Genomic DNA, 21,976 nt, shown 5'->3' on the forward strand with positions numbered 1-21,976 from the left:
AATGACGATGACGACCGCTGAGAAACTTGCTGACCTGCGCGACCGCCTGGAGCGTGCGCAGGATCCGGGCTCCGAGCGCGCCCGCAAGCGCCGCGATGATGCCGGGCAAACCACGCCGCGTCAACGCATCAATGCGCTTCTCGACGAAGGCTCGTTCGTAGAAACCGGCGCCCTTGCCCGCACCCCGGGCGATGACGAGGCAGTGTATTCCGACGGCGTTGTCACGGGCTATGGGCGTATCGACGGCCGACCGGTTGCCATCTACGCCCACGACAAGACCGTCTACGGCGGTTCCGTCGGTGTGACTTTCGGCCGCAAGGTCGTTGACGTGATGGAGATGGCCATCAAGGTCGGCTGCCCGGTGATCGGTATTCAGGATTCCGGTGGCGCCCGCATTCAGGATGCGGTGACCTCGCTGGCGATGTACTCGGAAATCGCGCGACGTCAGCTGCCGCTGTCGGGTCGCTCGCCGCAGATCTCGATCATGCTGGGCAAGTCCGCAGGCGGCGCCGTGTACGCCCCGGTGACCACCGACTTCATCGTCGCAGTGGAGGGCCAGGCCGAAATGTATGTCACCGGCCCTGCCGTTATTCGCGAGGTCACCGGTGAGGATGTCTCTTCCGCTGAGCTCGGCGGCGCGATGCAGCAGGAGCAAAACGGCAACGTCTCTGTCACCGTTCCGAGTGAGGAGGAGGCCTTCGACTTCGTCCGCGATCTGCTCGGCCACCTGCCCACGAGCGCTTTCGACGAGCCGCCGGTGGCATGGGCGCCCGCCGATGATGAACTGGATGATTCTGCGCTCGATGAGTTCATGCCGGATGACACCAACGCGGGCTACGACATGATGGACCTGCTGGTTCAGCTTGGTGACGATGAGGAGATCCTCGAGATCCAAGAGAATTACGCCCCGAATCTCATCTGCGCAATCGGGCGTATCGACGGCCGCCCAGTCGGCTTCGTCGCCAACAACCCCATGCACTTCGCTGGCTGTATTGATGCTGATGCCGCTGATAAGGGTGCACGCTTCATTCAGATCTGTGACGCCTACAACCTGCCGCTCATCTTCGTGGTGGACACCCCGGGCTATCTACCGGGTGTGGACCAGGAGAAAGTCGGCCTGATCCACCGTGGTGCGAAGCTCGCGTTTTCCGTGGTGCAGTCGACGGTGCCGAAGATCTCCCTGATCGTGCGTAAGGCCTACGGTGGTGCGTACGCCGTGATGGGTTCGAAGAACCTCTCGGGCGACCTCAACTTCGCATGGCCGACCGCCCAGATCGCCGTGATGGGTTCTGCCGCTGCTGCCGTGATGATTCAGGGCAAGCAGCTCGCCGCCATTGAGGATGAAGCACAGCGCAATGCCATGAAGAAGATGTTCATGGACTTCTACGAGGAGAATATGACCTCCCCGTACGTGGCTACCGAGCGTGGCTATCTAGACGGCATGATTCAGCCGTCGGAGACCCGCCTGACCCTGCGTCGTGCGCTCCGTCAGCTGTCCACCAAGTACGACGCTGACCTGCCGAAGAAGCACAATATTCACCCGCTGTAACGCAGGAAAAGTCTGCTCCGATATTCGTTAACGAAACAGATTCATCCACAATCCATTATTGAGGAGGAACAATGCTTAGCAGTGTCCTGGATATCAGCTCCGAACTGATCAACTACCTCGTGTGGGCTTTCCGCATGATCTCGAGCGGTCAGCTTCCGTTCTAAGAGAGATTCATTCAAATCTGGTCGCTTGAAGTGGCTGTCCCTGTATAAACTCAGACATATATACAAGGAGGTCACGATGACAGAAGCTTCAGCTGCTCGGTCTGTAGCGACTTCAGTATTTATGTCCGGCAATACCCAGGCGGTCCGTATCCCAAAGGATTTCCGATTGGATTCGGACACAGTCTGGATCAAAAAGATCGGCGAAAAGCTTTATTTGTCTCCCGAACCGCTTTCAGCGATGGATGTCATCAACGCCATCAACGCTGAATTGCCGGAGGGATGGCCTGACGGGTTGGAAGAGCCCAAGGAATTGCCCTTAGATGATGTGACTTCCTGGGGCGAGTAGTGACTTATCTTTTGGATACAAACGTCTGGATTGATGCTCTTCGGGGCAGTAATCCGAAAGTTATCCAAAGATTGAACGAAGTCGCCGCAGATGAAATTCGACTCTCCTCAATAGTCCTTGGCGAGCTCCGCTTGGGAGTGAAGAAACAGGGTTCTTTGAGGCAGTCTCGTGCTATCGAAGTATTATCCGGAAGTTACGAACCTGTCGGAGTCGACATTCCGGTGGCAGAGGCTTATGCCGATATCCGTCTTGAACTGGAATTGGCGGGGCAACCAATAGGGCCTAATGATTTATGGATCGCGGCTTAGGCCAAAGTAAATGAATTTGTGCTGGTGACTGCAAATACTGGGGAGTTTTCTAGGGTCGCATCACTCAATGTCGTGAACTGGCGATCCTGAAAGGGAGATCTAGTCCCATCTAACGCTTAATCAGGCGCGCAATCCCGCGCCAACCCAACATCAGCAGCGCCGACATCACACTGGCCACCACAATGAAGGACCAGTGCGGCAGCTGCTGATTTCTTATGCCCCAGATGATCAGGCCGGTGGCAACGGTGATCAGCCAAATGAACACGCTTTTGCCCTTGGTCTCGCCCTTTGCCGCCAGAGTGATGATCACCCACGCGAGCGCCACACCGACCAGGAATGGCCACAGAGTGGACAGCCACCCGGTGAAATTCAGCGGCATTTCATCTGTCTGATGCGCAATGCGCGCCAAAAGTGCGAAGACGGCGATGGCGAGGGTGTCCATTGCAATGGCGACGGGGGTGGAGATCTTCATAGATTCAGGATAGCTCGTCCGCGCTGCATTTAAGTACAGGTGAATTAGCCCCGGATGAGGGTTATTTTTCGAGAAAAACTAGCTTTAATGGTTGGTCTTCTCTATTTCAGTGACAGATCTGTTGCACAGGGTCCGGGGGCGTTATAGCTTTCACTTCAAGACCTTGCTTCTGGGGTGGCCTAAGAATTCGGTCCAGTTGGTTTAAGCGTTGACCGTGTTTTCATGTTTCCATTGTTCCGCATACTTCAGTGGACTGAGGTAGCCCAGCGAGGAATGCGGGTGGAAGTCATTGTACCGCTGCGACCACTGGGCCACGAGCATCCGTGCATGTTCGAGATTCTCGATGCTGTTGTCTTCTAAGAGTTCGTCACGCATTCGGTTGTGGAAAGACTCGACATAACCGTTATGCCAGGGCTGACCGGGCGGGATAAACGCCTGAATCGTTTCATCCTCCCCAGCCCATTCCTTGAGCGCATGAGCGATGAACTCGGGGCCGTTATCCATCCGGATCACCCGCGGGCGCCCGCCTTGGTCACAACAAGCGAGGTCGAGCAGCTCGATCACCGAATCCGCGTCGATCTTCTTGTCGACTGTGAAGGCGACGTGCTCGCGAGTGTATTCATCGATGATGTTGCAGATCTTGATCGTCTTGCCGTGCCATGTTGAATCGAACTGGAAATCCAGCGCCCACACGTCGTTCGGGTACTGGCCGGCAGGAACATCGCGCTGGCCGTGACCATCGACGCGTTTGCGCTTCTTCCTGGGTAGGACGCGCAGGCCTTCTTCACGCCAAATCCTCCGGAAGGTTTCCCGGCATATCCCGTACCCCTGGTCTAGCTTTGATGCAAAGCCAAACCAGGTTCTTCTAGTTAATGTGCCGTGTATGAAAAATGAACTCCGATGAATCGAGAGCGAGGGGCGGTGGATGCATTACCGTCTCTTTTGGGAGACAGTCGTCCAATGAGAGAATTCCAAAATAAGAAGGTAAGAATGGGTAAAAAATCAGCCGTAATGTCGTTCACCGCCGTCCAATTGCTCAGTTTCTTGGGACTCCTCCTGTCAGGGATTCTTTGGACACCGGTATCGCTAGGTGTTACTGCGATGGCAATCCTAGGTTCTGTCGCTATCGCCACACTCGTCTGGGTCCCAGTCTTCTACTTCATCACCAAGTACAATCAGAAAAGGGGTTCAGCTGCAAGATGAAAAAATTCACATCCGCTCTTCTCACAGTCGCTTTTGCAATAACTCTGGGTCAGCCAAATGCCGGTGCGCAGGAAGCTTCGAACGTACCAGTAGATGAAGAGTGTAAGGCTCACGCGGTGGCGGAACAGCCAGATCAAAAAGTGGGGCGTGATGCCACAGGTGCGGAAAAAGAGTTTCTCGAGGATGGTCTCGTGAACGGAAAGATTCCGCACGTTGCTCCGGTGGAAGACATAGATCTTGGCCAGGCTGTGGCGGTGGAAGGCGATACCGAGACTGTGTACAGGCTCCCGCTCGCTGGCGAGTTCGAAGACACGAATTACATCTTGGTACGAACGTCAAATGACGACATCGATAGTGTGGCCGAGACTCAGATTACGAAGAGTGGAGAGAATGATGCGCGACTTCAAATCTGGATCGATGGAAAGCCCGAGTTCGATGATGTAGTACGAGAATCCGATGCGGCATACCAGACACGCAGTGTTGGTGATGCTTGGAGCGCATTCAATAGCTGCTTGAGTAACGCTGGGGTTCCGTGGGCAGTCGTCACTGGGCTCTCGTTGGCTTGCGGTTTTCTGGGAACCTTTACGGCAGGTGTCGGCGCTCCAGCTTGTTTGATAGCTGCTGCCGGAGGATACGCAGCAACAGTCAGTTTCTGCTACGGCAGAGCACTCAAAGCATTGTGACAGTTTGAAAATGATCTAACATCGGCACCCGGACATCAGGTGCCGGTGTTTATACGTGTTCTCGCTTACTAAGGAATCCTTAGTAGATATTTTCCCAAATATTTGTATAAGAGACCCAGTTCGCACGGAAGAAGGCTTCCGTAATCGACTTTTATTATGCCGACCATTCTGGAGAGTCCTAAGGCACTCCACTTCAAGGTAATTTTCATATTCTATGGAGTGAATTCTTATGAACGCACACAAACGAGTGAGCCTGCAGTGGGTGCTCCTCACGCTGTTCACGGCCCTCACACTGATCGCTGGTTCCTTGGTGGCGGCACCGCAGGCATCTGCCGCGCCAGTGGAAGCTGGCAGCGAGATCGGTAAGAACCCGCCCCTGCCGGAGAAATGCGGTGGCCTGAGCATGGCTCTGGTCTTCGACGTGTCCGGCTCGATCAAGGACGAAGGCCTCGCCCAGTCCAAGGAGGCTGGCAAGGCTGTTGTTGAAGCGCTTGAGGATACGCGGACTGATATCGGTATCTACAGCTTCGCGTCGACTGCGCCGGCAAAGGGGCTGACCAACCTGGATAAGACCCCGTCTTCCAAGCAGCAAAAGCTCAAGGATCACATTGATACCCTCGCGATCCCTGAGACCAGCAGGGGCACCAACTGGGAGAAAGGCCTGGGACAGGTCAAGGGGCAGGACTACTCCGTCGTGTACCTGATTACGGATGGCGAGCCGAATAATCATGGCGCTGCTAAGGGCGGAAAGAAGGAAAGCGTCCAAGCAGCGGTGAAGGCCGCTAATGAGCTCAAGGCAGAAGGCACTCGTGTTGTTCCGCTGGCTGTCGGAAAGGCAGTAAAACCAGGCACCGATGCATCCACCTACCTTAAATACATCTCCGGTCCGAATGACGCGGTCGCTGTGACCGAGTACACCGAGCTGTCCAATAGGCTGGTCGACCAGGCCACCAAGGGCTGCCAGGGTGAGATCCACATTGAGAAGAACTTCGTGGATAAGAAGGGCAACCCGGTTGAGCCGACGGAACCGACCACGAAGGACGGTTGGAAATTCTCCATCGAGAACCCGGTCTCGAATGACCCGAAGAAGACCATCGCGGCATTCGACGAGGAGTTCATCACTGATAAGGATGGCAAGGTCACGCTGCGTTACCGCACGTCCCGTCCGGGCACTGAGGGCACGGTCACCGTCGCTGAGGAAAACGGTCAGCTGAAGGGCGTGACCTGTACCGACGCCGAGGGTGCTGAGGTCGAGGTGAGCCCGGAGGAGAACAAGTTCACCGTTCCGGCGAAGACTGGTGCGGAACTGTCCTGCCAAGTCTCCAACCTGGATGAGAACATCCCGGGCCCGCTGGACAAGGCATCGAGCGCCCCGATTTCAGAGCGTTGCCTCCCGGCTGTCGGCGGTCTGCTTGGTGTGCTGCTTCTGGCTCTCCCGCTGATGGCTTTGAAGAATGCCAAGATTCCGGGCCTGGAAGGTCTGCAGGGCAATCTCGGCCAGCAGATCCAGCAAGCGAATAACCAGCTGCAGCGCAACCTGGGTATTTACAACGAGCAGGCAGTTCAGTTCACTGCACAGCTGAACAACCAGTTGAAGGCCTTCGGCACTAATTCGCAGGATGTGCTCGCTGTCCTGGGTGGTCTGGCAGCACTCGCCGGCCTCGGTGGTTACCTGGCCGCATTCTGCGCACCGGGCACCGGTAGCTCTGGTGAGCAGACCACCATTGGTGAAGTCTTCGCTGGTTCTTCGAAGGCATCTGAGGAGCAGGGCAGCGAAGAAGAGCAGCCGGGAGGCTCTTCCGAAGAGGAATAAACTCCCCCTCGCTGTTGGCGAGAATTAACTGATCATGCTCGGTGGGCTGGTTTAATCCGGCTTACCGAGCATGAAGCCTTTTCCGGCATATGCCACAAGGTAAATCACCCAGCCGATGGCGGTGATCAGGGCGAAGGACACGATGCGGTAGATGAGGGTGGCGGCGGTGGCGTCGATAAGCGTCAAGCCCGAAGCGACCAATGAAGCAGTAGCGACGGGCTCGACGGTGCCGATGCCGCCCGGCGTCACCTGGGCGGCGCCGGCGAGCTTGGTCATGATGAATGCCAAGGTCACGCCCTGAATCGTCGTCTCGTTCAGCCCGGCTGAAAAACCGGGGAGTACGCCGGTGACGGCGGAGACGGAGAAGTAGAGGGTGGCTACGTCGATCAACTGATTGAGCAGTGAGAAGACTGCCGCGGCCAGAAAAGCACCAGGTGACATGCGGATTGAGGCGAGCTGATCGACGACATCGGCAACCTTGCCCCGGACTTTCTCCGGCAGGAAGCGCACCCAGCGGCGGAGAACCTCGGGGTGATAGACCGCCCAGAACAGCGCGATGATCGCAGCCAGTGCGAAGGCGAGTGAACCGACCAGCGCCCAGACGGACAGGCGAGCGCCGAGGAAAATCACTGCGGCGATGCCGATGACCACCATCCACACCGTCGACAATGCACCGGAAATAACGAAGAACCAGCCGCACAGCCCCACCGATGCACCCCAGGAGCGGTGGACGTTGAATGTCAGCCACGCCGACAGGGCCGGGCCGCCCGGAATGGTCGTGGACCAAGCATTACTTGCCAAAGTGATGGCGGTGGCATTACCCAGATTCACGCGCACGCCCTCTTTGGTGAGGAGGATGCGCATGACCACTGCCATCGACACGATCGCTAGGACAGAGCACACAACGGCCGCTGCGACCGAAGTGGGGGAGGCGTGGTTCAGTGCCGCAAAAGCCTGACCCAGAAATGGCAATTGGTCGCGGAAGACCACACCAATGATGGCCAGCACCGCCACGGGTGCCAGCCAACGAATCCACGCCTGGGCATTCGACATTGGCGCCTACTGGTTCAGTCGGCGCATCAGTTCATCGAACGGGATCAGCTGTGTGTCCTCGTCCACGGAAACACCGGAACGGGCGTGCTGTTGTGCCGGAACGGTCTCCCCGATGGGGATTTCGCCGGTGCGGGGGTGGGTGGGGGCGTCGTCGATAAGCTTTGGCGTGTTGTTGTCGCCACCTTCCCCGAAAGATTCCGCGGCGCGTTTGATCCAGCGGGGTGCCCACCAGTTGTCCTCACGCAGCTCGTGCATGACGGCGGGAACGAGGAGGAGGCGGATGAGCGTCGCGTCGAGCGCCAGCGAAATGATGAGACCGTAGGAGATGTACTTCATCATCACGATCTCACTCAGCGCGAAGGCTGCCGCGACGACGATCATGATCAGTGCGGCCGCGGTAATGATCGAGCCCGTGTGCGCAGTGCCGTACTTGATCGCCTGGTCCGTGGTCGCACCTTTATTGCGTGCCTCCACCATGCGGGAGACAAGGAAGACCTCGTAGTCGGTGGACAGGCCGTACAAAATGGCGATGATCAGCACCAACACCGGACTCATCAGTGGGCCAGGCGTGAAGCCGAGCACGCCCGCGCCGAGCCCGTCAACGAAGACGAGGGTGAGGAAACCGAGGGTGGCGCCGATGCCGAGGATGTTCATGATCACGGCCTTCACCGGCAGAATCATTGAGCCAAACAGCACCGCCATCAGCAGGAACGTAGCCACCACCATGTACACAGCCATCCACGGCAGGCGGTCCAGGAGCGCTTCAATCGACTCGACCTCCATCGCCGGGGTGCCGCCGACATGTAGCTTCACGCCTTCGGGGGCCTCAATCGCGCGCAATTGCTTGACTACGTCCTCGCCACCGTTCCGGTCCGCCAATGTCCCCGACAGGACAAAAGTGCCGTCCGGAGTGGACTTGGTCTTCTCCATCGGGGAAGCAAGACCGGTGATGCTGCGGGTCTGCCAGACGATGTCGACGAGCTCCTGGTTAGAGGCATCCTCGACAACCAGCTTCACCGGGTCGGTGCGGAAGGCCGGGAAGGTCTCGTTGAACTCATCCTGGGCCTGACGGACCTGGTTGGACGGCGGGAGGTAGGACTCGTTGATGCCGCCGAAGGTGATGCCCACGATCGGCAAGGTGAGCAGCATCAAAGCGCCAGCAACACCAACGATGACCGGCTTGGAGTGGCGCATCGCCCAATTAGGGATCTTGTACCAGATCGTGTCCTCGATCCGGCGGGCCCTCCTGCTGGTGCGGCGCACCGAGAATTTATCGATATTGTGGCCCAGCATGCCGAACAGCGCCGGCAGCACAGCCACCGAAATGATCGCGGCGAGCACCACAGCACTGATCGCACCGTATGCCACGGATTTGAGGAAGGCCTGCGGGAACATCAACAGACCGGATAGTGCCACACCGATCATCAACGCGGAGAAGAACACAGTCTTGCCCGCAGTTGTGGTCGTTTCCGCCACCGCATCTTCGATGCTCTTGCCTTGGTCAAGCTCCTCGCGGAAGCGGGAGACCATGAACAAGCCATAGTCGATGGCCAGGCCCAGCCCCAGCAGCGTGATCACTGACTGGGAGAAGACATTGACCTGCTGCACCTGCGCCAGCAGGGAGAGCACCGACAGTGAGCCCAGAATGGACAAAATGCCCACCACCAGTGGCATTGCTGCGGCGACCACACCGCCGAAGACGAAGAGCAAAATGATCGCCACGAAAATCAGGCCGATTTTCTCCGCCCGGGCAATATCATCAGCCATTCCCTGGTCCAGCGCGTCAGCGATCGCCGTCGCACCAGCCACCTGCACTTTCGCGCCTTCCGGCAACTGAATGTCGTAGAGGGAATCTTCAATCGTGCGGAAGTCCTTCAGCGTCTGCTCACCATCGCCTTTCAGCCCAATGGCAGCAAAAGCAGTTTTGCCATCCTCGGAGAGCAACTGCTGGTTCGGCCGATCGAAATAGCTGGTGATGCTATCGATCTGCTCCGGGTACTGCTGCTTGAGCGCGCTGATCTGGCGGTTCGCCTCAGCCACGACCTGTTTGTCATTGATATTGCCGCTGACCACCAGGATCACGTCGCCGGCATTATCGCGGCCGAAGACCTCTTCTTCGACCATCGCGGCAGTAGTCGAGTCCGCGCCCGGGTCTTCCCAGCCCTCCTGCGAGAGCCGGTCGCCCAGCTTGGAGCCCCATAGCACCTGCATGAGCAGAATGATCGCGATCACCACCACCGGAATGATTCGGCGGTGGCGGTAGGCGATCTGGCCCCATTTGTAGAACACGGGCTCTCCTATCTTTTGACCTTCGCGGCTTTAACCTTTGTTGAGCAGCACCGACAGCGGACGGAATGGCTGCAGCCAAGCGCCTTCCTCCGGCAGCTGGTCCAGGTTCACACGCGGCAATGGTTCGCGGAAGACCCCTGGAATGTCCTCTAAGTCTACGAATGAAATGGTTGGCGACGTCACTGCCCAGCTGGCGTGTTCGTGGAATCCGAGCACGGTGACGGGCAAACCATCCGCCGCGAGTTCGTCTAACAGCTCGTGGAAATTCTGCCCATCAGCAGACGCGACAACGACACCACGCAAAACGCCTTCCGCTTGTCGACGTCGGATGTGCTCGACCATGTCTGCATCCACGTCCGAATCTTCATCGGCCTTTGGCTTAGCAAACACAGCGAAACCGACATTGCGCAATGCCTCAACCCATGGGCGCACCACATCGGCGCTGCCGGGGGAGACATTGGTGAAAACGGTGGCTTCCGGCTCGATGTCAGTGCCAGTTTCTTCGCCGAGTTCGACGGCGCGCATGGCCAGCCAACGGCCGATTGCGTCGAAACGCGGGCGGTATGCGGCAGTTGGGCGTCCACCCAAGATCGCGCCGAGCCCCATGTCCAGGTTCGGTGCATCCCAGACCAGGAGCAGATTGTCCGGTCCCGCCTCCGCACCAGCGGTGTACGGGTGGGGCATATTGTGCAGGTCAGTCATTTCTTCACCCACAGGTATTCGCGGATCACGTGGTCTTTATCCAGGCCCTTGCCTTCGAACTTCGTGATCACTTGTCGGTCAGTCAGGATCGGTGCTTCGTCCCACGGCCAGCCCTTGTACTCCAGGGTCGGCTCCACTTCGACGAGCTCGTCGATCCATTCAGCGTAGTCAGCGTGGTCGGTGGCAACATGCAGTACACCGCCCTTTTTCAGGCGCGAGCTGATCAGGTTCAGTGTGCCCGACTGGACGATACGGCGCTTGTGGTGGCGTGCCTTCGGCCATGGGTCAGGGAAGAAGATGCGCACCGCGTCGAGCGATTCCGGCGCGATCATGCGGGCCAAGACTTCCACGCCATCGCCACGGATCATGCGCACATTCTCAATATCGCCGCGGACGACCGAGCCCAACAGTTTTGCCAGGCCCGGCTTGTACAGCTCCACTGCAATGACATTGGTATCGGCCTCCAGCGGCGCCATCGCAGCTGTCGACGTTCCCGTGCCCGAACCGATCTCCACGATCGTCGGGTGCCCTTCGCGGCCGAACCATTCGTCGTAATCAATGGTCTGGTCCTCATCGGAATGGGTGAGGACGCGGCCGAGGCGGGGCCAGTGCTCGTCGAAAAGCGCCTGCTGATTGTCCGTCAGCGTGCCGCGACGAAACGTGACCGAGCCCAGGCGCGGGTAATCAAGGCCGGTGTCGAACTCGGTCTGCGGTGGCCGACCGGCAGGAAGCTCGCCGAGTTCGCTGGTGCGGGAGTCATTTTCGTTCACGCTGATATTCTCCACGAGCCTGCATTTTCATGCGCGATGCCCCCCGCATAGGGGAACCAAAAGGACTCTGGCTTCGTCGGGTAAGGGGTTGTTCACACAACCGCACTTCATGCCTGCTTCCCTGAGGTAAGAGCAGCATAACAAGTAGAACCGCGGGGAATAGTTGGGAATTACCCACACTCTTTTGGGGGTAGTGAATGTGTAGTTTCACGCTAATTAAATGGGCGGTTAAAGAGTTAGAACCAGACATAGCGGAACTCCGATACGCTAAAAGTGAGGAACCGCCGACAATTAGAGGAGAAGCAATTGGCCACTGCAGTCAAGGGGTTGAAGGGGCAAACCCCCACTGAGAACGAGCAGCTGATCGAGTGGATCAACGAAGCTGTTGAATTGTTCCAGCCGGATCAGGTGGTTTTCGCTGATGGTTCCCAGGAAGAATGGGACCGTCTCGCCGCCGAGCTGGTGGAGAAGGGCACGCTGATCAAGCTCAACGAGGAGAAGCGCCCGAATAGCTTCCTCGCACGTTCGCACCCGTCCGATGTGGCGCGTGTTGAGTCCCGTACGTTCATCTCCACCGAAACCCCGGATGGCGCTGGCCCGACCAATAACTGGGTCGCCCCGGACGAGCTCAAGGCTGAGATGACCGAGCACTTCCGCGGTGCCATGAAGGGCCGCACCATGTACGTGGTGCCGTTCTGCATGGGCCCGATTTCGGACCCGGACCCGAAGCTGGGTGTGCAGCTGACGGACTCTGAGTACGTGGTCATGTCCATGCGCATTATGACTCGTATGGGCCAGGAAGCCCTGGACAAGATCGGCAAGGACGGCAACTTCGTGCGCTGCCTCCACTCCGTCGGCGCCCCGCTGGAGCCGGGCCAGGAAGACGTTGAGTGGCCGTGCAATGACACCAAGTACATTTCCCAGTTCCCGGAGACCAAGGAGATCTGGTCCTACGGTTCCGGTTACGGTGGCAACGCCATCCTGGCGAAGAAGTGCTACGCCCTGCGCATCGCTTCTGTCATGGCCAAGGAAGAGGGCTGGATGGCTGAGCACATGCTCATCCTCAAGCTCATCGACCCGGAGGGCAAGGCTTACCACGTCACCGGTGCGTTCCCGTCTGCGTGCGGTAAGACCAACCTGGCCATGATCACCCCGACCATCCCGGGTTGGAAGGCCGAGGTCGTCGGCGATGACATCGCATGGCTCAAGCCCGGCGAGGACGGCCTGTACGCTGTCAACCCCGAGAATGGTTTCTTCGGTGTCGCACCGGGCACCAATTACGCCTCCAACCCGAATGCGATGCGCTCCATGGAGCCGGGCAACACCCTGTTCACCAACGTCGCACTCACCGACGATGGCGATGTCTGGTGGGAAGGCATGGACGGTGAGACCCCGGAGCACCTCATCGACTGGCAGGGCAATGACTGGACGCCGGAGTCCACCACCCCGGCTGCTCACCCGAACTCCCGTTACTGCGTGCCCATCACGCAGTGCCCGTCCGCGGCAGAAGAATTCGACGACTGGCGCGGTGTAAAGGTCGACGCGATCCTGTTCGGTGGCCGCCGCCCGAGCACCATCCCGCTGGTCACCGAGGCACGTGACTGGAACCACGGCACCATGATCGGTTCCCTGCTCGCTTCCGGCCAGACCGCTGCATCCCTCGAGGCGAAGGTTGGTTCCCTGCGCCACGACCCGATGGCGATGCTGCCGTTCATCGGCTACAACGTCGGTGACTACATGCAGAACTGGATTGACCGTGGCAATGAGGGCGGCGACCGTATGCCGTCGATCTTCTTGGTCAACTGGTTCCGTCGTGGTGAGGACGGCCGCTTCCTGTGGCCGGGCTTCGGCGAGAACTCCCGCGTGCTCAAGTGGATCGTTGACCGCATCGAGGGCCGCGTCGAGGCTGACGAGACGGTCGCTGGCAATGTCGCCCGCGCCGAGGACCTCGACCTTGAAGGTTTGGATACCCCGATCGAGGATGTCCGCGAAGCACTCGCCGTCAACCCGGAGGAGTTCGCCGCTGACTTCGAAGAGGGCAAGGAGTACCTGGGCACACTGGGCGATCGCATCCCGCAGGAGATCTTCGACGAGCTGGAGAAGTCCCGCTCGATGATCTAAGCCCGCAGGACCAGCACAAGGTTCGACACCGCGAACTCCCGCACCACCGGCACCGAGGTGAGCCACCAGGCCCAGCTCGGGTGGTAGCGGGGGAACGCGGTGATTTTTTCTGCCTTCACTTGGTCGGCCCAGTCCAGGCCCCATTTCGCGGACACCGCGAAGAGCGATTCGCCCCACACATTCTTCGGCGGGTGCCCGTGGATGCGCTCGTAGCGCCGCCGCGCGAAATCACCGCCGACATAATGCGGCCACAACCCCGTCTCATGCCCGCCGAATGGCCCGAGCCACACCGTGTAACTCACCACGACTAGCCCGCCCGGGCGCGTCACCCGCAGCATCTCCTCGCACATCGCCGCCGGATCAGGCACATGCTCAACCACATTCGACGAATACGTCACGTCGAACACGTCATCCGCGAATGGCAGCGCCACACCATCGCCACGCACCGCGCCGTAACCACTCAAGCCCGCCGCCGACATTTCGCTTATCGACGGCTCCAGCCCCACATACCACGCCCCCCTTTCCCCGAATGCGTCTGCGAAATACCCGGGACCCCCACCAACGTCCAGGACACGCTGACCGTTCAACCCCCGGCCCAGCACATCCTGACTGAGCGCCTCCAGCAACTCCGCCGTATCAGTCGCCAGCGCCCCATAGAATTTCTCCGGCTGCGACTGCTCATATTTGAACGCGCGCAGCAGCCCCACCGAGCGCTTCAACGTGGCTAAGCTGCGCGTGCGTCCCATACGAATGTCCACTTCAGTGACACTAACACTGTTCCCAAGTTCAGCTAAGCGTGTTAATTTGTCAGCATGACCAGCACGCACGCGAACCATAGGCGGATTCGCCCCGAGAGCCATGTGGAGGGGGCACGCCATATTTCCGTGCGCGATTTACAATCCGAAATCGACAACCTGCATCGTGAGCTCGCCGCAGGCGCCGCTTATGTTCTCACAGATCGCGGTATGCCAGTAGGGAAAATCACCGCTTTGAATGAGCCCAGGGTTGTTCCCGCACGCAACCCCGGAAGGTGGGAAGAGCTCGATATTGATCCCCCTCGAAGCGGCCCCAGCGTGATGGAGATTCTCGATGAACTGAGGTGAATTCCTCGTGCTAGCTCATTTCCTCCGCGCTTTTGGAAACTGAGCTACGACGCGTGGCTCTAAAAGCGGGTGAATCGCAAACGCGAGCAAGGGACAAGCGGATGGTCGAAGCCGCCGAGTACTTCGGCATGGAGGTTCACTCACCCGCGTAAGATCAGCCGGGATGAAGATCCTCTTGCTGTGCTGGCGCGACACCACCCACCCTCAAGGTGGCGGCAGCGAACGCTACCTGGAGCGTGTCGGGGCGCACCTGGCTAGTCAGGGACACGAGGTGATTTACCGCAGCGCCAGCCACACCGATGCACCACACCGCTCAGTCCGTGACGGCATTCGCTTTCAGCGCTTCGGTGGGAAGTACACGGTCTACCTGCGCGCTCCTTTTGCGGTGTGGGCCAGCGGAGCGGATGTTGTCGTGGATACCCAGAACGGCATTCCTTTTTTCGCGCGGTTATTTACTCGCAAGCCGGTCGTGTTGCTCACTCACCACTGCCACAAGGAACAATGGCCCGTCGCGGGTCCTGTGATCGGCCGGTTGGGCTGGTTCTTGGAATCGAAGGTGGCTCCTTTGGTCTACCGTGGCGCGCAGTATGTGACTGTGTCGGAGGCATCACGCACGGATCTGGTTCGCCTCGGCGTGAACCGTGATGACATCGCCATCATTGAAAATGGTGTTGATCCTGTCCCCGCCGATCTGCCATCGCTGCAGCCAGATGGCAAAACGCACCTCGTCGTGCTGTCACGACTCGTGCCTCACAAGAGGATTGAACAGGCTATTGACACGATCCGTGATCTGCCCGGTGTGGTTCTGGACATTGTTGGTTCTGGCTGGTGGGAAGACCAACTGCGCGCCTACGGCGCCGACCTCGGCGACCGCGTCATCTTTCACGGCCACGTCGGCGACGACCTTAAACACGCTCTTCTCGCTCGCTCTGACCTGCACCTTATGCCGTCTGCGAAGGAAGGGTGGGGCATCGCGGTCATCGAGGCTGCTCAGCACGGTGTCCCCACCGTCGGCTACCGGGAGGCCGGTGGCCTGCGTGATTCCATTATTGACGGTGAGACCGGCATTCTGATCGATTCAGAAGAAGAATTCCGCGCCGCCGTCCGAGACCTTGTCTCCGACCCTGACCGCCGCACAAATCTTGGCACCGCTGCCCGATCACGTGCTGCCCAGTACTCGTGGCAAGAAACCGGCCGTAAATTCGAGGCATTGCTCCGCCGCGTCGTCAGGCACTGAACGGGCCGATTTCGGTTGACCAGGGAGAACTAATTTTTAGACTTAACTTCCTCACCGAAGAAGGCGGAGCCGGCGCCCAAGAACCGGCGCGAATGCGAGTACCGGTAGCAGGAACCACAGCACCAGCAACGCGATGCCGGTGCGGGGCAGCGCGCGGGCGGGGTAGCCAGTGTCTTCGATAGTGCCGTCGGGATGCACGACGAGCGCGACCTGGGGGTCCGAATAATAAAGCTGCACCGAAAGGTCCGCGTCGGAGGGGAGCTCCGGGCGGGGCGTCGTGCCGAAGATATCGGTCGCGGCACGCCAGCGCGGGGACGGCTCGTCCACGCGGACACCGTCGACGACGAGTTCGCCGGATTCGACGACATTCATTGCCTTGGTGGCGGGGTCGACAATCGGCAGGCCATCGGGACGGGTGAGCAGGTGGGGGCGGCCGTCGAAAAACACGTCGCGGCCCTGATGATCCACAGCCGGGACAGAAACCTGCACTGGCGCGAGAGCAGCAACAGCACGTGGCGCATCGGGGACCTGGACTAGGGCGAGAAGAAGCGCGACGGCGGGAAGACGTAAATCGATTCGGTCGAGGCGGGCAGCAGCCATGACGAACGCGGGTAGCGCGAGTGCGACGAATTTCTGGGCATCGCGGAAGAGGCCGGCGCCGGGGATGTTCTCCACGAACCACCCCATCGCGCCGGGCATAAGCCACGAGAAAAGCGGAATGGCGAAACCGATGCCTGCCAGGGCTAATAGGGGGCGTGGCACGAACCGCCATGCCAATGCCAGCACACCGAATAGGGCGATACCGGCCACTGCAAATCCGGCTGAACGTGAGGCAGGGACGGCGGATGCATTCCAGATTCCACCGAGGCCGACCAGGGAGCCGAGAGTGCCGGCGAAAGTCTCGGCACGCGGGGCGAAAGCTGTGGCAGAGGATGCCAAAGCGGTACCGGATGAGGCTGAGAGAACTGCCGGAACCAGCCATGGCGTACACGCGAGAAGGCCGAAGGGAAGAACGCGTCGGTTAGTGAACAGTGCAGTGAACAGTGCAAAGAGACCACCGGTCGGGGTCAGCGACGCACCCCACATGGCCCACAGCTGCATAGGTCCCGGACATAGTGCGATGGCGGGCAAAAGCCATGCGGCAAGGGCGAGTGACCACTGACCCTGCAGGAGGCGCTCGACCACGAAGGGATTCCACACGGCCACGGTCATGGCCGCAGCACGGGTCCATGGGCGGGATCCCGCGCGCGCCCCAACCCACGCGGCGACACCGGCGGCGGACACCATCGCCAAAGCCACGAACCATGTGGCCGGCAGGACCTTGCCCACCACAGCGAGCACACCATCTTGCGGTGCGCTCCGCGCGGGAAGATCCCCAAAACCTAATGCGGCGTGGGTCAGCGCGGGGTGGGGCAGGACCATCATGTCGCGCAGCGCCAGCGCACTGCCCGGGGAGGAGAAAACCAGCAGAAATGGCCAGGTCAATGCCCCGACCAGAAACACGCCCCACGCGATCAGCGCGGTGCGAGCCGCCCAACTAGCGCCGGACAAAGAACACCACTCCGGTCACTGCAGCGATAAATGCGATGAATTTGCCCAGCCAGGTGAGGATCTGGAGGAGTTTGAGGATGCGGGTTTTGTGGGTGGCGGCGTCGATAAGCGATTGCTCCGTTGCAGAATCGAGCGTGTACATGCCTTCGGCCGTTTCCCATGTGGCGCGGAGCAGGGTGCCGGTTTTGCGCTCGACCTCGAAGGTGCGCTCCTGGCCGTCGAGGGTGCCGTGGAAGACATATGTACGCAGGTCGGCGACTTCGCCGGGGCCGACATAGTCGACCGTGCCTTGCGTTTCAGTGACCGGGTCGTAGAAGCGGAAGCTGCGGCGATCCGGCTCGTAAGGGAATAAAAACACCAGGCCACGGCTTGTTTCAGCGGTGTAGCGCGAGATCTCATCGGTGAATTCGCGCCCCTGCCCGCGGACAGTCACGTGCGCATCCTTCTTCGCGCCGTCGACTTCGATCTCTGTCGTGACTTTCTCCGGCCCGTCCCACGTGAGCATGGTCGTGCCGTTGGCCAGCGGTTTCATTGAACCAATAATCGGGGGTGCGACGAGTGTGCCCAGGACCATGCCGAAGATGAACAGGGCAATGCACCAGTACAGCCGCTTCATGGCCCTCCTTTACACTTGCAGTATCTCGAACACTAGCAAGCTGCACAGCACGATCCTTCCGGAGCTCGAGGGCCTGCGCGCGGTCGCCGCCCTCGGGATCGTGGTCACGCACGTTTCCTTCCAGACCGGCCTGGGCAGCGCACTATTTGAGCGTTTCGATTTCTTCGTCGCCGTTTTCTTCGCCCTTTCGGCTTTCCTGTTGGCCCGCGGAAAAGCACGCTTATCGACGTACCCCTCCCACCGCCTCACCCGTATCCTCCCTGCTTATCTGGTGTGCGTGGTGGTGGTCATGGCGGCACTGCCCAGCCTGTCGAATCTGTCTTGGCAGCAGGCTCTGGCCAACCTGACGCTTACACAGATCTACGTGCCGGACGGGCTGATCCCAGGGCTGACGCAGCTGTGGTCGTTGTGCATCGAGGTGGCGTTCTACCTGGTCTTGCCTCTTTATTTGGTGGCCGGTCAGCGGGTGCGCGCGGTGCTGCTGGTTGGCTCCGTGCTATTCGGGTTGGCGTGGCCGTGGCTGATTGATGGGCTCGATGTCCTGGTGAATCTGCAGATTTTCCCTCCGTCTTATGCCGCGTGGTTCGCCGTGGGGCTGGGGTGTGCGGAGCTGGAGCGCGCCGGGGTTCGTCTGCCCGTGACAGGTGTGGCGCGCTGGGTCTTCCCGATCTCGGCGCTCGGCGTAGCGTGGCTGGCTGGCCAAGAGTGGGTGGGGCCACGGGGACTCACGCACCCGAGCCCGTCTGAGTTCAATGTCCGGATCATCTTGGGCACGGTCTTTGCCGCGTTGATTCTGGTGCCTTTTGCCCTTGCATCGCAGCGTGATGGCGTCCTGGCCAGCCCGGTGATGCGTGCTTTGGGCAGGTGGTCCTATTCGATCTTCTTATGGCACGTGGCAGTACTGGAATTCGCTTTCCCGATCCTGGGCATCGAACTGTTCACCGGCCGGCCAGTCGATTTCGTGCTGGTCCTGGTCTTTACGGTCGTGGTGTCGGTGGCGGTGAGCTACATCAGTTATGAGCTTGTCGAGGCCCCCGCCATGCACTGGCTGCGAGGCAACTCAAAGCAACGCAACCGGCCAGAGTCACTGCCAGAGAATCTCCTGCATAATTCGCCGCCGGCCACGGTGCCCGCGCCAACCACAGGCCCATGATCCCGGCGGCACCTGCTGAAAGTGCCCATGGTGGAATGAGGGTGAATCGCCGGATCAGGTAAGTCGCCACGAAGACCGCCATACCGGGGATGCCGCCAATAATCAGCACGGCCAGCCCGGCTGCCGTAGTGATGCCTACCGTCTTGTCACCATTCGCAGTCGTGCCTCGAGTTCGCCGCGCCCACAGCACGCACAGTCCGAGCGTCAAAAGACTGACCACACCACCGCCGAAGAGGCTGGCGCGGAAGAATTTCTCCCCGGCGAAGGTCATCGCAAATTCGCCGTGCACACCGGCGGGGACGTGGAAGGCGAGCATGCCGGAATCCACACGCATCGGCTCAACCGGCGTCCCGGCCACGCTGCCGCGCAGCCCCGTATTGAAAGACCGCGTGGTCACGATCAGCTGGTCGGTGGGGGACTGGTTCACGGTCCCACTGAAAGGCGCCCACTCCGCCGTCTTCGAAGCGCGGCTCAGCGCAATTGTTTCTGCATCAGTGACGATGGTGTGCTCACCGGCAGCGAGTTCGACTTTGCCTTTCTCGTGTGCCTCTCCGTCGATCTCCGCATCGTGGGACAGGGTCCACGTCCCTGCCCGGTCGGTGGTGAATGCACGTCGGATCATGTCATCTGCGGGGAGCAGACGCTGGAAGAAGTATGTGTTGCCCGTGCCTTCGACGGTGACCGTGCGGGTGATTCCGGCGTCGATCTCACTGATCCCTGCTGGTTCGTCCAATTCCACGCGGATCGGCCCCGCGTCAACAGCAACGGTGAGTGGTTCGCCCGCGGCAAAGGAGACTTTGCGGGAATTCACGGTCGCCTCGACATCGTCGGTGGCGGTGATGGTCACTGTGTCTACGGGTGTGTCAGGTTCGACTTCGATCCACGGGTCCTGATCGCCCGGGGTGGGGTGCCATGAGGTTTGCTCCAACCCATCCGTGGCCGCCGTCAGCGATTCAGCTGGCTTCGCACCACCAAAGGATGTGGCATCTGCTGCGGAAGAGGAGGCCCGTACGGTACCGCCGGTCTCAGTGACGCGGACGCGCCGGGCATCGGACGGGTAGTCGGGGACGCGATTACGGATCGCCCCGCCCTCCGTCAGGTCGCGTAGGTGGGGAGATGTAGCCCCGGTCAAAGTGCCATAATTACGTTTCGCCAGAGCAGGGGTATCGGTGATGATATCGGCCTGCTCAGCGCTAGTGATCGTGCGTGGGGAATACCCGAATTCCCTATCAAGCAGTGGCAGAACTTCACCGCCACCGGCAACGGTGGGCAGGTCAGTTGTGGCGATCATCATGTCGCGTTCTGGTTCGACCAGGTAGACGGAGAGATCGCCGAAGTGCTCAGGCTCACCGAAACTCTCATCGAGCTCAGGGGCATCAGGCCCCGAAGCCAAATCGTCGCGCAAAACCACGGCGCCGACACCGATGGCGCGCATCGCTTCCGGATCCAGAGCAGCCATTTGGCCGTCGAGCCCACGGATCGCTTCCGGGTCCACGAGTGGGACGGCATCGCGGGCGGCAAACCTGGTGGAGGTGAGCCCTTGGATTGGCTCGTCACGCGTCCAGCCCCAGGTTTGGCGTGCGAACTGCACCTCTGGGACGACGAGAGTGCGGGTTCCAGCAGCATTCGTCTCGATGAAGGAGGCTGCACCCTCCCAATCAGAAGACACCGCTGTCCACGTTCCTTCCGGTGCCAGGCGCAGCGTCCACGCGGGCGATGTCGCCAACGCAGTGGCCAGCACAGCAGCGACCACCACGGGCATGCGCGCCCGATTGACCACGTACCCCACACCAAGCGCGAGCGGCAGGCGCACCAGCGGGTCGAGTTTGTGGAGGTTGCGGAAGGGGGCGGCGGGGCCGTCGAGAAGCGAAAGCCATGCGCCTCCCAGCGGTCCGTGCGCGGCACCCAGCAGCGCGACGCCCACGCACAGCAACACGATGAGATAACCGCGCCACGGCATGTCACGCAGCGCGAGTCCAGCTAGCCCGAATGCCGCAATGGCGAGGGTGACCAGCACAAAGGCAGGTTCGGTGACCAGAAGATGGCCGGCGGTGCGCTCCGTGTCCACGAACGGCGCCCACGAGGTCGTCCCGCGCAGCACCTCCGCCAGATTCAGCCAGCGCGTGGTCACATAAGACGACTCGATGTAATCCGTGAACGGTGGCGAATATCGCCCCAGGACCAAAAGCGGGCCGATCCACCATGCAGAAACCAAAACCACACCGAGCAGCCACCCCAGCAGTGGTTTCCACGCGAAACGGTAGATGAGCAGCACGAATGCGGGCAGGCACGCCATCATCGTCGCAGTCGCATTCACCGCGCCCATCAGCGCCACCGGAATCACGGCCCCAGCCACATTCCCGCGCGTGATGCGCTGCCCGAGCAGCGGCGCCAGCGTCCACGGCACCAGCGCAACGGGCCACGCCTCAGAAGAAATCGCGGTCAGCGTGGTCAAAATCCGCGGGCTCAGCGCGTACACAACAGCAGCAACGCTTATCGACGCCCCCTTGAGCCCCACACGCCTTCCCAGCACCACCATCCCGGAAAACGCAGTCCCCATGACGATCGCCCACCACAGGCGTTGCGCGATCCAATCCGGCAATGGTTCTGTCAGCCAGAAAAATGCCCCGTGGGGGAAGAGGTAGCCATAGGCCTGGTTCTGGATCTGCCCCAGCGTGAAGCGGTCGGTGTACGCATGCGTGGCGGCAGCGAGAAACGCGCCGGGATCAGCGGTCAGATCGAATTTGGTGTCCGCCGCTGTTCGGCCGGGTGCCTGCAGGAATGCAAGGAGGGTGAGAAGGAACCACCCGGCGAGATGCGTGCGCAGGGACCGCATTTATCAG

The 21,976-nt window shown here is 60.2% G+C and carries 18 protein-coding genes and 1 pseudogene; 9 read left to right on the forward strand and 10 right to left on the reverse strand.

Going from position 1 to position 21,976, the window contains the following annotated elements; all coding sequences use genetic code 11:
* Positions 1-7: 7 nt before the first annotated feature.
* The 3 genes from Q0X21_RS04115 to Q0X21_RS04125 all read left to right on the forward strand — a co-directional run bounded on the left by Q0X21_RS04115 (position 8) and on the right by Q0X21_RS04125 (position 2,367).
* Positions 8-1,549, forward strand: a complete 1,542-nt coding sequence (locus tag Q0X21_RS04115) for an acyl-CoA carboxylase subunit beta (protein WP_297850506.1) — start codon at positions 8-10, stop codon at positions 1,547-1,549.
* Positions 1,550-1,789: 240 nt separating this feature from the next.
* Complete coding sequence (locus Q0X21_RS04120; protein WP_297850486.1) at positions 1,790-2,059, forward strand: antitoxin; 270 nt, start codon at positions 1,790-1,792, stop codon at positions 2,057-2,059.
* Positions 2,059-2,367 (forward strand): type II toxin-antitoxin system VapC family toxin, encoded by a 309-nt coding sequence (locus tag Q0X21_RS04125; protein WP_297850487.1) that lies wholly within the window; start codon positions 2,059-2,061, stop codon positions 2,365-2,367. Before Q0X21_RS04120 ends, Q0X21_RS04125 begins: the two co-directional genes overlap by 1 nt.
* 109 nt (positions 2,368-2,476) lie before the next feature.
* On the opposite strand, the gene Q0X21_RS04130 is transcribed toward Q0X21_RS04125, so the two are convergent.
* Both Q0X21_RS04130 and Q0X21_RS04135 read right to left on the reverse strand, forming a co-directional pair.
* A complete protein-coding gene (locus Q0X21_RS04130; protein ID WP_297850488.1) occupies positions 2,477-2,839 on the reverse strand; it encodes a DUF3054 domain-containing protein in 363 nt (120 codons plus the stop codon).
* Positions 2,840-3,040: 201 nt separating this feature from the next.
* A complete protein-coding gene (locus Q0X21_RS04135; RefSeq protein ID WP_367172706.1) occupies positions 3,041-3,766 on the reverse strand; it encodes an IS3 family transposase in 726 nt (241 codons plus the stop codon).
* A gap of 272 nt (positions 3,767-4,038) precedes the next feature.
* Here Q0X21_RS04135 and Q0X21_RS04140 point away from each other — a divergent pair, with 272 nt between their 5' ends.
* Positions 4,039-4,725, forward strand: coding sequence for a hypothetical protein (locus Q0X21_RS04140; protein ID WP_259902279.1), 687 nt, complete (start codon positions 4,039-4,041; stop codon positions 4,723-4,725).
* Positions 4,726-4,954: 229 nt separating this feature from the next.
* The gene (locus Q0X21_RS04145) at positions 4,955-6,538 is read left to right on the forward strand and encodes a vWA domain-containing protein (protein WP_297850489.1); all 1,584 of its coding nucleotides are present in this window, start codon (positions 4,955-4,957) and stop codon (positions 6,536-6,538) included.
* 51 nt (positions 6,539-6,589) lie between these two features.
* On the opposite strand, the gene Q0X21_RS04150 is transcribed toward Q0X21_RS04145, so the two are convergent.
* From Q0X21_RS04150 to trmB, 4 genes are read right to left on the reverse strand one after another with little or no spacing between them, the layout of a single operon-like run.
* Positions 6,590-7,591 (reverse strand): YbhN family protein, encoded by a 1,002-nt coding sequence (locus Q0X21_RS04150; RefSeq protein ID WP_297850490.1) that lies wholly within the window; start codon positions 7,589-7,591, stop codon positions 6,590-6,592.
* Positions 7,592-7,597: 6 nt separating this feature from the next.
* Entirely contained in the window at positions 7,598-9,880 is a 2,283-nt protein-coding gene (locus Q0X21_RS04155; protein ID WP_297850491.1) for an MMPL family transporter, read from the reverse strand.
* A gap of 30 nt (positions 9,881-9,910) precedes the next feature.
* The gene (locus tag Q0X21_RS04160; protein WP_297850492.1) at positions 9,911-10,582 is read right to left on the reverse strand and encodes an NYN domain-containing protein; all 672 of its coding nucleotides are present in this window, start codon (positions 10,580-10,582) and stop codon (positions 9,911-9,913) included.
* Positions 10,579-11,352: a tRNA (guanosine(46)-N7)-methyltransferase TrmB gene (trmB, locus tag Q0X21_RS04165; protein ID WP_297850493.1), complete on the reverse strand. Its 774-nt coding sequence runs from the start codon at positions 11,350-11,352 to the stop codon at positions 10,579-10,581. Before trmB ends, Q0X21_RS04160 begins: the two co-directional genes overlap by 4 nt.
* Before the next feature lie 306 nt (positions 11,353-11,658).
* Here trmB and Q0X21_RS04170 point away from each other — a divergent pair, with 306 nt between their 5' ends.
* Entirely contained in the window at positions 11,659-13,473 is a 1,815-nt protein-coding gene (locus Q0X21_RS04170) for a phosphoenolpyruvate carboxykinase (GTP) (protein WP_297850494.1), read from the forward strand.
* On the opposite strand, the gene Q0X21_RS04175 is transcribed toward Q0X21_RS04170, so the two are convergent.
* Positions 13,470-14,219: a class I SAM-dependent methyltransferase gene (locus Q0X21_RS04175; RefSeq protein WP_297850509.1), complete on the reverse strand. Its 750-nt coding sequence runs from the start codon at positions 14,217-14,219 to the stop codon at positions 13,470-13,472. The two genes, Q0X21_RS04170 and Q0X21_RS04175, sit on opposite strands and share 4 nt — an antisense overlap.
* 66 nt (positions 14,220-14,285) lie before the next feature.
* On the opposite strand from Q0X21_RS04175, the gene Q0X21_RS04180 reads away from it, so the two are divergent.
* Positions 14,286-14,576 (forward strand): hypothetical protein, encoded by a 291-nt coding sequence (locus Q0X21_RS04180; RefSeq protein ID WP_297850495.1) that lies wholly within the window; start codon positions 14,286-14,288, stop codon positions 14,574-14,576.
* Between the two features lie 163 nt (positions 14,577-14,739).
* Positions 14,740-15,813, forward strand: coding sequence for a glycosyltransferase family 4 protein (locus tag Q0X21_RS04185; RefSeq protein WP_297850496.1), 1,074 nt, complete (start codon positions 14,740-14,742; stop codon positions 15,811-15,813).
* A 51-nt stretch (positions 15,814-15,864) separates the two neighbouring features.
* Here Q0X21_RS04185 and Q0X21_RS04190 read toward each other — a convergent pair whose 3' ends face one another.
* The gene (locus tag Q0X21_RS04190; RefSeq protein ID WP_297850497.1) at positions 15,865-17,364 is read right to left on the reverse strand and encodes a hypothetical protein; all 1,500 of its coding nucleotides are present in this window, start codon (positions 17,362-17,364) and stop codon (positions 15,865-15,867) included.
* Positions 17,351-17,980, reverse strand: coding sequence for a porin PorA family protein (locus tag Q0X21_RS04195; RefSeq protein ID WP_297850498.1), 630 nt, complete (start codon positions 17,978-17,980; stop codon positions 17,351-17,353). The genes Q0X21_RS04190 and Q0X21_RS04195 overlap by 14 nt, the downstream gene beginning before the upstream one ends.
* Here Q0X21_RS04195 and Q0X21_RS04200 point away from each other — a divergent pair.
* Positions 17,979-19,133, forward strand: a complete 1,155-nt coding sequence (locus Q0X21_RS04200; RefSeq protein ID WP_297850499.1) for an acyltransferase — start codon at positions 17,979-17,981, stop codon at positions 19,131-19,133. The two genes, Q0X21_RS04195 and Q0X21_RS04200, sit on opposite strands and share 2 nt — an antisense overlap.
* A gap of 1,117 nt (positions 19,134-20,250) precedes the next feature.
* Here the strand turns inward: Q0X21_RS04200 and Q0X21_RS04205 are convergent.
* Positions 20,251-21,969, reverse strand: a pseudogene (locus Q0X21_RS04205) (alpha-(1->3)-arabinofuranosyltransferase family protein); the annotation flags it as partial.
* Positions 21,970-21,976 lie beyond the last annotated feature (7 nt).

The sequence above is a fragment of the uncultured Corynebacterium sp. genome, from assembly GCF_947253065.1.
GTDB lineage: Bacteria > Actinomycetota > Actinomycetes > Mycobacteriales > Mycobacteriaceae > Corynebacterium.

Bases quoted from the DNA above. Each gene is read 5' to 3' on its own strand.
- Q0X21_RS04115 (WP_297850506.1), top strand. From the start codon at position 8: ATGACGACCGCTGAGAAACTTGCTGACCTGCGCGACCGCCTGGAGCGT.
- Q0X21_RS04120 (WP_297850486.1), top strand. From the start codon at position 1,790: ATGACAGAAGCTTCAGCTGCTCGGTCTGTAGCGACTTCAGTATTTATG.
- Q0X21_RS04130 (WP_297850488.1), bottom strand. From the start codon at position 2,839: ATGAAGATCTCCACCCCCGTCGCCATTGCAATGGACACCCTCGCCATC.
- Q0X21_RS04140 (WP_259902279.1), top strand. From the start codon at position 4,039: ATGAAAAAATTCACATCCGCTCTTCTCACAGTCGCTTTTGCAATAACT.
- Q0X21_RS04145 (WP_297850489.1), top strand. From the start codon at position 4,955: ATGAACGCACACAAACGAGTGAGCCTGCAGTGGGTGCTCCTCACGCTG.
- Q0X21_RS04150 (WP_297850490.1), bottom strand. From the start codon at position 7,591: ATGTCGAATGCCCAGGCGTGGATTCGTTGGCTGGCACCCGTGGCGGTG.
- Q0X21_RS04160 (WP_297850492.1), bottom strand. From the start codon at position 10,582: ATGACTGACCTGCACAATATGCCCCACCCGTACACCGCTGGTGCGGAG.
- Q0X21_RS04175 (WP_297850509.1), bottom strand. From the start codon at position 14,219: ATGGGACGCACGCGCAGCTTAGCCACGTTGAAGCGCTCGGTGGGGCTG.
- Q0X21_RS04180 (WP_297850495.1), top strand. From the start codon at position 14,286: ATGACCAGCACGCACGCGAACCATAGGCGGATTCGCCCCGAGAGCCAT.
- Q0X21_RS04185 (WP_297850496.1), top strand. From the start codon at position 14,740: ATGAAGATCCTCTTGCTGTGCTGGCGCGACACCACCCACCCTCAAGGT.
- Q0X21_RS04200 (WP_297850499.1), top strand. From the start codon at position 17,979: ATGGCCCTCCTTTACACTTGCAGTATCTCGAACACTAGCAAGCTGCAC.
- Q0X21_RS04195 (WP_297850498.1), bottom strand. From the start codon at position 17,980: ATGAAGCGGCTGTACTGGTGCATTGCCCTGTTCATCTTCGGCATGGTC.